This window comes from Pseudomonas sp. GW822-FHT05A08 (assembly GCF_058800485.1).
Map to the genome: position 1 here is coordinate 5,306,175 of NZ_CM179511.1, position 12,650 is coordinate 5,318,824.

At 63.7% G+C, this 12,650-nt stretch carries 13 protein-coding genes and 1 riboswitch; of the genes, 2 read left to right on the top strand and 11 right to left on the bottom strand.

Features of this window, described 5'->3' with window-relative positions:
• Positions 1–10: 10 nt before the first annotated feature.
• From AC3RCP_RS23705 to cobO, 6 genes are read right to left on the bottom strand one after another with little or no spacing between them, the layout of a single operon-like run.
• Positions 11–1,462, bottom strand: coding sequence for a cobyric acid synthase (locus tag AC3RCP_RS23705; protein ID WP_101338791.1), 1,452 nt, complete (start codon positions 1,460–1,462; stop codon positions 11–13).
• Positions 1,459–2,451, bottom strand: a complete 993-nt coding sequence (cobD, locus tag AC3RCP_RS23710) for a threonine-phosphate decarboxylase CobD (RefSeq protein ID WP_007927793.1) — start codon at positions 2,449–2,451, stop codon at positions 1,459–1,461. The genes AC3RCP_RS23705 and cobD overlap by 4 nt, the downstream gene beginning before the upstream one ends.
• Positions 2,444–3,352: an adenosylcobinamide-phosphate synthase CbiB gene (gene cbiB, locus AC3RCP_RS23715; protein ID WP_007927792.1), complete on the bottom strand. Its 909-nt coding sequence runs from the start codon at positions 3,350–3,352 to the stop codon at positions 2,444–2,446. The genes cobD and cbiB overlap by 8 nt, the downstream gene beginning before the upstream one ends.
• Positions 3,349–3,999: a 5,6-dimethylbenzimidazole synthase gene (gene bluB / locus AC3RCP_RS23720; protein WP_087092431.1), complete on the bottom strand. Its 651-nt coding sequence runs from the start codon at positions 3,997–3,999 to the stop codon at positions 3,349–3,351. Before bluB ends, cbiB begins: the two co-directional genes overlap by 4 nt.
• Positions 3,996–5,321: a cobyrinic acid a,c-diamide synthase CobB gene (locus tag AC3RCP_RS23725; protein ID WP_492570853.1), complete on the bottom strand. Its 1,326-nt coding sequence runs from the start codon at positions 5,319–5,321 to the stop codon at positions 3,996–3,998. Before AC3RCP_RS23725 ends, bluB begins: the two co-directional genes overlap by 4 nt.
• Entirely contained in the window at positions 5,318–5,929 is a 612-nt protein-coding gene (gene cobO, locus AC3RCP_RS23730; RefSeq protein WP_053262256.1) for a cob(I)yrinic acid a,c-diamide adenosyltransferase, read from the bottom strand. Before cobO ends, AC3RCP_RS23725 begins: the two co-directional genes overlap by 4 nt.
• 80 nt (positions 5,930–6,009) lie before the next feature.
• Positions 6,010–6,245: riboswitch (cobalamin riboswitch) on the bottom strand.
• A 163-nt stretch (positions 6,246–6,408) separates the two neighbouring features.
• Here cobO and AC3RCP_RS23735 point away from each other — a divergent pair.
• Both AC3RCP_RS23735 and AC3RCP_RS23740 read left to right on the top strand, forming a co-directional pair.
• A complete protein-coding gene (locus AC3RCP_RS23735) occupies positions 6,409–6,990 on the top strand; it encodes a hypothetical protein (RefSeq protein WP_007927784.1) in 582 nt (193 codons plus the stop codon).
• Between the two features lie 72 nt (positions 6,991–7,062).
• Positions 7,063–8,382 carry a PQQ-dependent sugar dehydrogenase gene (locus tag AC3RCP_RS23740; protein ID WP_492570852.1) on the top strand — a complete coding sequence of 440 codons (1,320 nt, stop codon included), beginning with the start codon at positions 7,063–7,065 and terminating at the stop codon, positions 8,380–8,382.
• A gap of 2 nt (positions 8,383–8,384) precedes the next feature.
• Here the strand turns inward: AC3RCP_RS23740 and AC3RCP_RS23745 are convergent, their stop codons facing one another.
• From AC3RCP_RS23745 to AC3RCP_RS23765, 5 genes are all read right to left on the bottom strand, one after another.
• Entirely contained in the window at positions 8,385–9,047 is a 663-nt protein-coding gene (locus tag AC3RCP_RS23745) for a class I SAM-dependent methyltransferase (protein WP_007927780.1), read from the bottom strand.
• Between the two features lie 24 nt (positions 9,048–9,071).
• Positions 9,072–9,605: a C40 family peptidase gene (locus AC3RCP_RS23750; RefSeq protein ID WP_007927778.1), complete on the bottom strand. Its 534-nt coding sequence runs from the start codon at positions 9,603–9,605 to the stop codon at positions 9,072–9,074.
• A gap of 165 nt (positions 9,606–9,770) precedes the next feature.
• The gene (locus AC3RCP_RS23755) at positions 9,771–10,394 is read right to left on the bottom strand and encodes a C40 family peptidase (protein WP_025805656.1); all 624 of its coding nucleotides are present in this window, start codon (positions 10,392–10,394) and stop codon (positions 9,771–9,773) included.
• A 213-nt stretch (positions 10,395–10,607) separates the two neighbouring features.
• A complete protein-coding gene (gene hda, locus AC3RCP_RS23760; protein ID WP_007898944.1) occupies positions 10,608–11,312 on the bottom strand; it encodes a DnaA regulatory inactivator Hda in 705 nt (234 codons plus the stop codon).
• A 228-nt stretch (positions 11,313–11,540) separates the two neighbouring features.
• Positions 11,541–12,614, bottom strand: a complete 1,074-nt coding sequence (locus tag AC3RCP_RS23765; RefSeq protein ID WP_007927776.1) for an AI-2E family transporter — start codon at positions 12,612–12,614, stop codon at positions 11,541–11,543.
• Positions 12,615–12,650: the final 36 nt, after the last annotated feature.

Sequence of the window (12,650 nt, forward strand, 5' to 3'; positions counted from 1 at the left end):
CGCCGACGCTCTAAAGCCCGCAAAGCTGGCGCAGGTGCTCGGTGTCCAGGTGCCGCTCCACCAGATCGGCCAGGCGCTCGATATCGCGCTCGCGCAAGGCGTGGTAGTCGACCGCCTGCACCTCGCGCAAACCCGCCCAGCGCAGCAACGCACTGCAGGCCGCCGGCGCCTCGAACAGACCGTGCAGGTAGGTGCCGAGAATCTGCCCGTCGTCGCTGCGCGCGCCGTCGCAGCGACCGTCGTCCAGGGTCACGGCGGCCAGTTCCAGCGCTGGCCCCGTCGTGACGCCGGCATGGATCTCATAACCGCTGACCTCGGCCTCCTCCAGCGCCAGACGTCCACGCACATTGCGCAGCTGCTTCTCTTGTTCCAGCACCGTTTCGAACGCCAGCAGCCCCAACCCCGCGCTGGAGCCTGGCGCGCCTTCCAACCCCAAAGGGTCGTGCAGCTGCTCGCCGAGCATCTGCAAACCGCCGCAGATGCCCAGCAGCTTGCCGCCGTAGCGCAGGTGCCGGGCGATGGCCGTGTCCCAGCCCTGGGCGCGCAGGTACGCCAGGTCGCTGCGCACGCTTTTCGAGCCGGGCAGGATGATCAGGTCGGCCGGCGCAATCGCCTGGCCGGGACCGATGAATTGCAGGTCCACCTGAGGGTGCAGTCGCAGCGGATCGAAGTCGGTGTGATTGCTGATGCGCGGCAATACCGGCACCAGTACTTTCAGCACCTGCTCGGCCTTGTCGGCCTGACGCTGGTCAATGCCGTCCTCGGCTTCCAGATGCAGGTCCAGCACATAGGGCAACACGCCGATCACCGGCTTGCCGGTACGCGCTTCGAGCCAGTCGAGGCCCGGTTGCAACAGGGCGATATCGCCGCGAAAACGGTTGATGATGAAACCCTTGACCCGCGCCTGCTCGCTTAGCGACAACAGCTCCAGGGTGCCCACCAGATGGGCGAAAACCCCGCCACGGTTGATGTCGGCGATCAGCACCACCGGGCAGTCCACCGCTTCGGCAAAGCCCATATTGGCGATGTCGCCGGCCCGCAGATTAATCTCCGCCGGCGAGCCCGCGCCTTCCACCATCACCACCGGATAGGCCGCGCTCAGGCGTTGATGAGAGGCCAGCACCGCCTGCATGGCGATAGCCTTGTAGTCGTGATAGGCCACGGCATTCATGGTGGTCACCGCGCGACCGTGAATGATCACCTGGGCCCCGGTGTCACTGTTGGGCTTGAGCAGCACCGGGTTCATGTCAGTGTGCGGCTCCAGGTGCGCGGCCTGGGCCTGTACTGCCTGGGCCCGGCCGATCTCGCCACCGTCGGCGGTCACCGCGCTGTTGAGGGCCATGTTCTGCGGTTTGAAGGGCACGACGCTGACGCCCTGGCGCGTCAGCCAGCGGCAGAGCGCCGTCACCAGGGTGCTTTTACCGGCGTCGGAAGTGGTGCCCTGCACCATCAGGGTGGTCATGGATGTTCCTTGGCGTAGGCGACGAAGGCCTGTTCGAGACGCGACCAGTCGGCTTCGTCGGCCGGCAGGCCGAAGCGCAGGCTGCTGTTGTGGGTGAACAGCCGCAGCAGGATGCCCCGGCGCGCCATGAACTCATGCAACAGCTCGGCGCGATCGGTGATCAGCCACTGGAACAGCGCACAGCCACCCTGGGGTTTCAGGCCGTGGCGCTCGAGCAGTTGCGCCAGGCGCAGGCTCGCCGCTTCGCTGCGCACTCGTTGCCGCTCATGGCCTTGGCTGTCACGCAGGCACACCTGGCCCAGCACCCGGGTCGGCCCACTGACGGCCCAGGGGCCGACCTGCTCGGCCAGCAGCTTGAGCAGCTTGCGCTCGGCCAGCACGAAGCCCAGGCGCACCCCGGCCAGGCCGAAAAACTTGCCGAAGGAACGCAGGACGATCAACCCCACCTGATCGGCCTGGGCCGCCAGGCTCAGCTGGGGAGTGTTGTCCATGAAGGCTTCGTCGACCACCAGCCAGCCACCGCGCTGCGCCAGGCGCGCGTGCCAGTCCAGCAGACGCTCCGGAGTCAGGCTCAGGCCCGTGGGGTTGTTCGGGTTGACCACCACCAGCACGTCCAGGCTGTCGAGGAAAAAGTCCACTTCCTGCTCCAGCACTTCCCGCACGATGTAGCCGCTGCGGCGCCAGGCTTCGGCGTGTTCGGCATAACAGGGCGACAGCACGCCAACCTTGCCGGCGCGGCGCAAACGCGGGAGCAGCTGGATCGCCGCCTGGGAACCGGGCACCGGCAACACATGGGCCGCGCCGTAGTAGTCGCGGGCGGCCTGCTCCAGGCCATCGTCGGTTTCCGGCAGGCGCGCCCAAGCCCGCATCCCGATCTCGGGAATCGGCCACGGCCAGGGTGCCAGGCCGCTGGACAGGTCCAGCCAGTCGGCCTCGGCGATGCCGTATTGCTCGGCCGCCTTGCGCAGGCGACCACCGTGCTCAAGCATAGAACTCAGCTCCCACGCAGAGAATCAGCAGCCATAACCAGACCCCGCGCTGCACCAGTTGCCAGCCGCGATCGATGGACGAGGCATCGGCCGCCACGCCTTCGCCCAATTGCGGGCGCTGGTGCAGTTCGCCGTGATAGATCGCCGCGCCGCCCAGCTCGACGCCCAGGGCACCGGCCCCGGCCGCCATCACCGGCCCGGCATTCGGGCTGTCCCAGGTCGGCCCCTGGCGGCGCCAGCATTTCAGCGCCAGGCGGGTCTTGCCCAGCAACGCATAAGTCAGGGCTACCAGGCGGGCTGGAATGTAGTTGAGCAGGTCGTCGATCTTCGCCGCCGCCCAGCCGAAACGCTCGAAACGTTCATTACGATAGCCCCACATCGCATCCAGGGTATTGCTCAGGCGATAGAGCACCACGCCCGGCGCGCCGGCCACGGCAAACCAGAACAAGGCGGCGAACACCGCGTCGCTGCCGTTTTCCAGCACCGACTCGGTAGCTGCGCGGGCGACTTCGGTGGCATCCAGCTCGCTGGTCTGCCGGCTCACCAGATAGCCGACCCGCTGCCGCGCCTGGTCCAGGTCGTCGCTGCGCAAGGCCTGGGCCACCGGCTCGACATGCTCGCCGAGGCTGCGCAGGCCGAGGGCGCAATACAGCGCCAGGATCTCGAACAACCAGCCGATGTAGGGCAGCCAGGAAAACAGGGTTGCCAGCAGGGTCAGCGGCAGCACCGCGATGACCCAGGCGGTGACGCCATGACTGCGCCAGCCGCGGCCACCGGAGTTGAAGCGTTGCTCGATGCGATCGGCAAAACGACCGAACGCCACCAGCGGATGCCAGCGCTTGGGTTCGCCCAGCAACGCATCCAGCGCCACCCCGGCGACACTCAGCAACGCCACACTCATTGACTCACTCCCCAATAATTTTCATACAGCAACTCACTCAGCGGACGCTCCCGCGCCCAGCCCTCGAGCACCAGCATCGGCGCCGGGTAAAACTCGCCGACCGGGCCCAGGCACAGCACCGCCAGCGGCTTGGCCCCGGCCGGCAGGCCCAGCAACTGGGCCAAGCCAGCGGGCTCGAACAGCGACACCCAGCCCATGCCCAGCCCTTCGGCCCGGGCCGCCAGCCACAGGTTCTGAATCGCGCAGGAGAGCGAGGCCAAGTCCATTTCCGGCAGGGTGCGGCGGCCGAAAATATGCCGCTCACGGTCGTCCATCAGCGCCGCCACCAGGACCTCGGCGCAGTCGTTGATGCCTTCGACCTTGAGCTTCATGAACTCATCGGAACGCTCGCCCAGGGCCTCGGCGGTGCGTACCCGCTCCTCTTCCACCAGTTGCTGGATTTGCCCGCGCAACGACCGGTCACTGATACGGATGAACCGCCAGGGCTGCATCAGGCCGACGCTGGGCGCCTGGTGCGCCGCCTCCAGCAGGCGACGCAAGACCTGCGGCTCGACCGTGCCACCGACGAAGTGACGCATGTCACGACGCTCGGCGATCGCGCGATAGACCGCGTCGCGCTCGGCCGCGGAAAAGGCGTTGTCGCTCATGGGCGCCGCGCGAGCACGCTCGCTCCTGCCGGCGCCAGCAGGGACGCCACCGCTTCGGGGTTGGACGGAAAATAGAAATGCACATAAGAGGCGGTCATCCGCCCTTCGCGGTAAACCGCTTCCGCGCCGCGCCCGCCATTCGGGCTCAGGCCGCGAGCGATCGGCGCAAGCTCGGTGCTGGTCAACGAATGATGATAGGTATGCCCGCGCAACGAACCTTCCGGCAACTCCACCGCCTGCAAGGCCAGGGCCGCCAGGCGCTTTTGCATCACCGCATCGCCGGGCAACAGGCCCAGCAGTTCGGCGCGCTCGCCGTCGACGTCGGTCAGGGAATCCAGCAGATACAACATGCCGCCACACTCGGCGAGCAAGGGTTTGCCTGCGGCGTGATGCGCGCGGATCGCGCTGAGCATCGAGCCGTTCGCCGCCAGCGCCCGGTGATGCAGTTCCGGGTAACCGCCCGGCAGGTACAGGCTGTCTGCCTCAGGCAGTACCGCGTCATGGATCGGCGAGAAAAAGACCAGCTCGGCGCCCATGGCCCGCAGCAGATCCAGGCTCGCGCCATAGGTAAAGGCAAAGGCTTCGTCGCGGGCCACGGCAATGCGCACGCCGGCCAACAACGGCTCAACGGCAACCACCTGGGGAGCGGCGAATGCCACGGCGGGCGGCAAGGCCACTTCGCAGCTGTCAGCCAAGGCGGCCGCGGCGGCGTCGAGACGCAGATCCAGATCGTTGAGTTCGCTGGCCTGCACCAACCCCAGATGGCGGCTGGGCAGTTCGATGCCGGTCTCCCGGGACAGCGCGCCGTACCAGCGCAAGCCCTCGGTCAGGCTGCCTTCGAGCAACTGCGCATGCCGCAGGGTGCCGACGCGGTTGGCCAGCACGCCGGCGAACGGCAAGTCCGGCTGATAACGCGCCAGCCCCAGCGCCAGGGCGCCGAAGGTCTGGGCCATGGCGGTGCCATCAATCACCGCGAGCACTGGCACCCCGAAATGCCGCGCCAGGTCGGCGCTGGACGGCGTGCCGTCGAACAGCCCCATCACGCCTTCGATCAGGATCAGGTCCGCCTCGCCGGCGGCCTCCCATAACAGGCGGCGGCTTTCCTGCTCGCCGACCATCCACATGTCCAGTTGATACACCGGCGCACCGCTGGCGCGCTCGAGGATCATCGGGTCGAGAAAGTCCGGGCCGCACTTGAACACGCGCACCTTGCGCCCCTGATTGCGATGCAGGCGGGCGAGCGCGGCGGTCACGGTGGTCTTGCCCTGACCGGAAGCCGGCGCGGCAATCAATACCGCCGGGCAATGACGGGCATCACTCACAGTTCGACGCCTTTTTGCGCTTTGATCCCGGCCTGGAAGGCATGCTTGACCATGCCCATTTCGGTGACGGTGTCGGCCAGCTCGATCATCTCTGGCTTGGCGCCACGTCCGGTGACCACCACATGCTGCATCGGCGGTCGCGCCTGCAGGTCGCTGAGCACCTGATCCAGGTCCAGATAGCCGTGCTTGAGGGCGATGTTCAGTTCATCGAGCAGCACCAGGCCGATCGTCGGATCGCTCAGCAGTTCGCGGGAAACCGCCCAGGCCGCTTCGGCCGCGGCAATGTCGCGCTGGCGGTCCTGGGTTTCCCAGGTGAAGCCTTCGCCCATGACATGGAAACGCACCTGCTCCGGGAAGCGCCGGAAGAACAATTCCTCGCCAGTGCTGTTGCGGCCCTTGATGAACTGCACCACGCCGCATTGCATGCCGTGGCCCATGGCCCGCGCGAGCATGCCGAAGGCCGAGCTGCTTTTGCCTTTGCCGTTGCCGGTCAGCACCAGCAGCAAACCGCACTCGTTCGGCGAGTTGGCGATGCGTTCATCGATCACGGCTTTTTTGCGCAACATGCGCGCCAGATGGCGTTCGTCACGATCGGGGGATTCAGTCATGGGGCAGCTCTCCGTTGGGGCTGGATAACGGGGGGCAGGAATAGGAATAGACGGCGCAAGCCTGGCATCGCCCACCGTGATGCCGCTGGATGGATCAGGCCGGTCTCCGGGCTTGTGAGTGGCTGGGATGCCCAACTGCGCGCCTTCCCATGTCGACAGTCGACACAGTGGCATCAGGCGCAGTCTTGACTCACTTACCGTTGCGGGGGCAGCGCCGGAATCGTCGTGCGTGCGCCTTCGGCACGCGTACTCACCGGCTTCCCTGTTTCACTCTGTCGACCCAAGGCCACAGAGCACCTGAAACAAGTCGCGAAGGTTAGAGGGTTGGGGGTGGAGCGTCAATTAAAGCCCCGCAGATCGGCGAATGCTGCATATCGGAAAAATGACGCCAATCTTGTGCCACACTCAGTGCAGTGATATCAAATAGCCATAATCTCGTTAAAAAACTCCAATATCTGAACAATAATAGGAAAAGTCCGATGCAAGGCATGATCATCAGCAATCCGAAACTGGAATTCCTGCGCCCTGCCCTGGAACGCTGGTTCGATTGCATCGACCGCTACAACACCGTGCGCGGCGATAACGAAAGCCCGTACTGGTTCGACGAAAAAGCCAACCTGGGAATGCTCTCGGCGGCAGCCTGGATGGCGGAGATGGTCACCCTGGAACACGCACCGAGCAAAAAACAGCTCGAGGACGGCGACCGCAGCGGCCGCACCGACCTGTACATCGCCACGCAGGAGGAACGCGTCTATATCCAGACCACCCAGCGTTGGCCCCGGGTCAACAGCCTGCACCTGACCCAACCGTTGCTGGATGCCGCCAGCGACGCGAAAAAAGCCAGCTACCCCAGCGACCTGAAACTCGGCTGCCTGTTCGTCACGCCACAGAAAACCCAGCACAGTGCCACTCCGGAAGAATTGCAGGACATGGTCGACGACCTGCAAAAGGAACACTGCTGCGCCGTGGCCTGGTACTTCCCCTATGCGTACCGCAAATTGCGCAACGAAGCCGGCAACTATCACCCCGGCGTTGCCGTGCTGTTCAAGGAAGCACGCTGAGCAGGTGGAACCATCGTCCATCTGTGCTTCTCTATGACTACACCGACTTCGTGCACTCATAGGGAAATCAGCATGCTCAAGCTTCGATACGCAATCCTTGCCGCCGTCGCCGCAGGCCTCGCCGCCTGTGGCGAGACCTCCACCCTCCAGGTCTCCGACGGCACCGGCCCCTCGCCGAAACTGCCCGAACCGAACAAGACCCTGTTCCCGACCGTGAACATCGCGCCCGCAATCGGCTGGCCGCAAGGCGCCAAACCGGTGGCCGCCGCCGGCACCCAGGTCGCCGCATTCGCCGAAGGCCTGGACCATCCGCGCTGGTTGTACGTGCTGCCCAACGGCGACGTACTGGTGGCGGAGACCAACGCCCCGCCCTCCCCCGATGACAGCAAAGGTATTCGTGGCTGGATCGCCAGCAAGATCATGAGCCGCGCCGGGGCCGGCGTGCCCAGCCCGAACCGCATTACCCTGCTGCGGGACAAGGATCACGATGGCGTGGCGGAAACCCGCACGGCATTCCTGGAAAACCTCAACTCGCCGTTCGGCATGGCCCTGGTGGGCAATGATCTGTACGTCGCCGACACCGATCGCCTGCTGCGCTTCCCCTACAAGGACGGCGACACCAAGATCAGCGCCCAGCCGACCAAGGTGGTGGACCTGCCTGGCGGCAAGCTGAACCACCACTGGACCAAAAATGTGATTGCCAGCAAAGACGGCAGCAAGCTGTATGTCACGGTCGGTTCCAACAGCAACGTCGGCGAAAACGGCATGGATCAGGAGGAAGGTCGCGCCGCCATCTGGGAAGTCGATCGCGCCAGCGGCAAGCAACGGATTTTTGCCTCAGGCCTGCGCAACCCCAACGGCATGGCCTGGGAGCCGCAAAGCGGCCAGTTGTGGACCGCGGTCAACGAGCGCGACGAGATCGGCAGCGACCTGGTGCCGGACTACATCACCTCGGTCAAGGACGGCGCCTTCTATGGCTGGCCATTCAGCTATTACGGCCAGCATGTGGACGTGCGAGTCACTCCGCAGAACCCGGACCTGGTGGCCAAGGCCATCGCCCCGGATTATGCCGTCGGCCCGCATACCGCCTCCCTCGGCCTGGCATTCGCCGAAGGCAGCAAGCTGCCGGCGCCGTTCACCCAAGGCGTGTTCATCGGCCAGCATGGCTCGTGGAACCGCAAGCCCCACAGCGGCTACAAAGTGATCTTCGTACCCTTCGCCAATGGCAAGCCGGTAGGCCAACCGGTGGACGTGCTGACCGGCTTCCTCAACGCCGACGAGAAAGCCATGGGCCGCCCGGTCGGCGTAGTGATCGACAAGCAAGGGGATCTGCTGGTAGCCGATGATGTCGGCAACAAGGTCTGGCGCGTGTCAGCAGCCAAGGCGCAATAGGTTCAGCGCTTGCGGCACAGGGTCAAGCCGTCCCCCAGGGGCAGCAGCGACAGGTCGACACGCGGGTCATCCTTCAAGGCGCGATTGAGTGCCTGGATGGCCCGGGTGTCTTCACTCTGGGGATTTTCCTCCAGCACCCGACCGCTCCACAGCGTGTTATCGAACACCGCCAGCCCGCCAACGCGTAGCAGGCGCAGGGCACTTTCCAGGTAAGCCGGGTAATTGGCCTTGTCGGCGTCGATGAAGACCAGATCGAAACCACCCTCACCCTCCTCCTGCTCGATCCTGGCCAAGGTCTCCAAGGCCGGTGCCAGGCGCAACTCGATCCGTCCGGCGACACCTGCTTCCTGCCAATAGCGGCGCGCGGTGGCGTTGTAGTCACCCGGGATGTCACAACAGATCAGTTGACCATCCTCCGGCAAGGCCGCGGCCATGGACAAGGCGCTGTAGCCGGTGAAGGTCCCCACCTCCAGCACACGCCGGGCACCGATCAGCTTGATCAGCAACGCCAGGAACTGACCCTGCTCGGGCGCCACCTGCCAGCGCGCCATGGGCAGCGCCTGGGTTTCGTCACGCAGACGGCGCAACAGCGGCGTTTCGCGCAGGGAAACGTCGAGCAGGTAGTGATAGAGGGCGTCGTCGAGGTTGAGGGTACGAGCGGTCATGGCAACCTCGACGCAGAGACAGGACTAGGGGTTGTGCGCCAGATGCTCTGGCTGCAGCACGCGCTTGGCGCTCAGGTAGGCTTTTTGCCAATAGGCCTTGGACAGACTGTCCAGCTTCACCGTGCCGCCGGTGGCCGGCGCATGGACGAAGCGACCTTCGCCGACATAGATGCCCGCATGGCTGACCTGGGAACCGCCATTGGTGGCAAAAAATATCAGGTCGCCGGTCTGCAAGGCATTCTTACCGACATTCGGTGCCCGCATGCCGATCATTTCGCGGGTCGAGCGCGGCAGCGAGATACCGGCTGCGTCGCGATAGACGTAGCCGATCAGACCACTGCAATCGAAACCGGAGTCCGGTGTGTTGCCGCCCCAGCGATAAGGTGTGCCCACCAGGCCCAACGCACGAAACAGCACGTCTTCGGCAGCCGGCGAGAAGGTCTGGGGAGTGTTGAATACGGGAGCACGTACCACGGGCGCGGGTGGCGGGGTACGACTGGCGCACGCGCTGAGCAGCGCGGCGAGAACGATCAATGCAAGGCGGGCCGACGTCGACATATGCAGAACAATCCTGATCTGGATGCGGCTTTCTCTGCCGTGAGGCCGAAAACAAAACCGCGTAAGCAGGGCTTACGCGGTTAGTTTTCAACAATAGATCAGGATTCTAGCGTCTACGCGCCAAACTTCAAGTAAGACTTTAACTTCACCTTACAAAAAGTCCGCTTACTTGCGTGCGGTGACCACGGTCGGGGCCATGGCGAGGGCGCGCTTGGCTTCGATGAAGGTCTTGCTCCAGTAGCTGTCACCCAGGCTGTCCACCCGCACGCCACCGCTGCGGCGGCTGCTGGAGTGGATGAACTGGTCATCGCCCAGGTAGATGCCAGCGTGGCTTACGCGACCGCGGCGGCCATTGGTGGCGAAGAACAGCAGATCGCCCGGCTGCAGCTTGTTACGCGCAACCAGCGGAGCATCAACGTTGATCATTTCACGGGTGGAGCGCGGCAGATTCATGCCGGCTTCTTCACGGAACAGATAGCCGATGAAACCGCTGCAATCGAAACCGGCTTCAGAGGTACCGCCGAAACGGTAACGGGTACCGATCAGGGACATGCCACGTTCGAGAATACTGTCAGCCAGCACTGGCAGCTGGTAAGGCTTGCTGTCAGCGAACTCGGCGAGTTCTTTTTCGGTTGCCAGCTCTTCCTGGAAAATAGCGGAAGACTGGGCTTTTGAAGAGTTTTGAACCTGTTGTTGCTGCTCTTGTTGGCTCACCGGAGAGTGGGTGGCGCAACCAAACAACAGGGTAACGAGTGCAAGAGGCACGAGGGGTGCGAAGCGCTTCAGCATGGGCACGACCGTGGCTTAAAGTTATAAAGAAGCCGCGACTATGCCTTCTATCGCTCTAATTTGCAAATTCAATCGATTGAAATGTGACTTATCGGTTTCTATTCAACATCTAAGGCCTTAAGCCCATTTTAAACGCACGCGCCTCTGGAACCGCTTCCGGATGCGGGTTTCTGGCGTCTGGAATATGCCAAAAAGCCACTACCGCCCGCGGTTTTACCAGCCCAGGGTTTCTTTGAGAAAGGGAATGGTCAGCTTGCGCTGAGCCTGCAAGGACGCCTGATCGAGGCGCTCCAACAGCTCGAACAAGGCACTCATGCTGCGGGTACCGCGCGTCAGGATAAAGTGCCCGACTTCGTCGGTCAGGTGCAGCCCGCGACGCGAGGCGCGCAATTGCAATGCACGCAGCTTGTCTTCATCGGAGAGCGGGCGCATCTGGAAGATCAGCGCCAGAGTCAGGCGGGATTTGAGGTCCGCCAGCTTCACCGGCAGCTCTCGTGGAGAGGTCGAAGCCGCGATCAACAGGCGCCGGCCGCTGTCACGCAAGCGGTTGAACAGATGAAACAACGCCTCTTCCCAGTCAGCCTTGCCCGCCACCGCTTGCAAGTCGTCCAGGCAGACCAGTTCGTACTGTTCCAGGTTGTCGAGGATTTCGATGCCGCGGTCCAGCAATTCCGCCAGGGGCAAATAGACCGCTGGCTCCCCCAACTGCTCGAACCGCAGGCAGGCCGCCTGCAGCAAGTGCGTACGCCCTACCCCATCCTTGCCCCAGAGGTAGATCAGGCTTTCGGTCCAGCCGGCGTCGGCTTCGCAAAGCCGCTCGACATAGCCGAGTGCAGCGGCATTGGCGCCTGGGTAGTAGTTGATGAAGGTGGCGTCATCACGCAGACGCACACCTAGGGGCAGCTGAATCGGTTTCATGCTGACTGAACAGTTCCAAACGAACCGTTAGTGGCCTCTGTGTAAAGTTTGCAAAGTTTATACCCGTGACGCCGGGCGCACAATGTAGCAGACCACAAGCAAAATCAAAGGTTTGCGTTAGCCTGATGAAATCACGGGGGTTTCTTTGACGGTGGATGTGACAGCTGTAAACACTCTCGATGGCACCCGCCTGAAACGCAGGCGCCCCGAAAGCGTTAACCGTGGACGTTACAACTCGGACTCCTCTACACCGCTATAGATGTCCGAATCCTTGTACAAGTCGTGCACATGGCGCACCAGCACCATGATCACCGCCGCCACCGGCAAGGCCAGCAGGATGCCGGTGAAACCGAACAGCTCGCCACCGGCGAGAATCGCGAAGATCACCGCCACCGGGTGCAGGCCGATCCGGTCTCCCACCAGCAAGGGGGTCAGCACCATGCCCTCCAGGGCCTGGCCGACCATGAACACGGCCACGATGCCGATCATCGGGTACAGGTCGCCGCCGAACTGGAACAACCCGGCAATCAGCGCCGCGCCGATGCCGATGACAAACCCCATGTACGGCACGATGGCCGCCAGGCCGGCAATCAGACCGATCAACAGCCCCAGTTCCAGCCCGACCAGCATCAGGCCGGCCGCATAGATCATCCCCAGGGCCACCATCACCAGCAGCTGGCCACGGACGAACGCCCCCAGCACTTCATGGCATTCCCCCGCCAGCGCCACCACACGCTCCTCGCGATCACGGGGCAACAGGCTGCGGATCTTCGCCATCATCAGGTCCCAGTCGCGCAGCAGGTAAAAGCTGACCACCGGAATCAGCACCAGATTGGCCAGCCAGCCAATCAGCGCCAGGCTGGAGGCCGTTGCCTGGCTCAGGACCACGCCGACGATATCGGTGGTCTGCCCCATGTGCTCGCTGATCGCCGCCTTGACCTTGTCGAACTTCCAGAAACCATCGGACAAGCCCAGCTTGGACTGCGCCCAGGGCATTGCCGTGTGCTGCAGCCAATCGAGCATCTGCGGCGCCAGTTCGTACAGGCGCAGCAGCTGCTTGGCGAGCATAGGCACCAGCACCAGCAACAACGCCATGACGATCAGGGTGAACAGGGCAAATACCGCCACCACGCCCCAGGTGCGCGACAACCCGAGCTTTTCCAGGCGGTCCACTAGCGGATCGAACAGATAAGCCAACAGCAAGGCCACCAGGAACGGCGTCAGGATCGGATGCAACAGGTACACAAATCCACAGAGCAGGACCAACCCACCCAACCAGACCCATCGACGCGTATCAGCCATGAACCACTCCATTGCTTCTATATAAAGAAAGAAAAC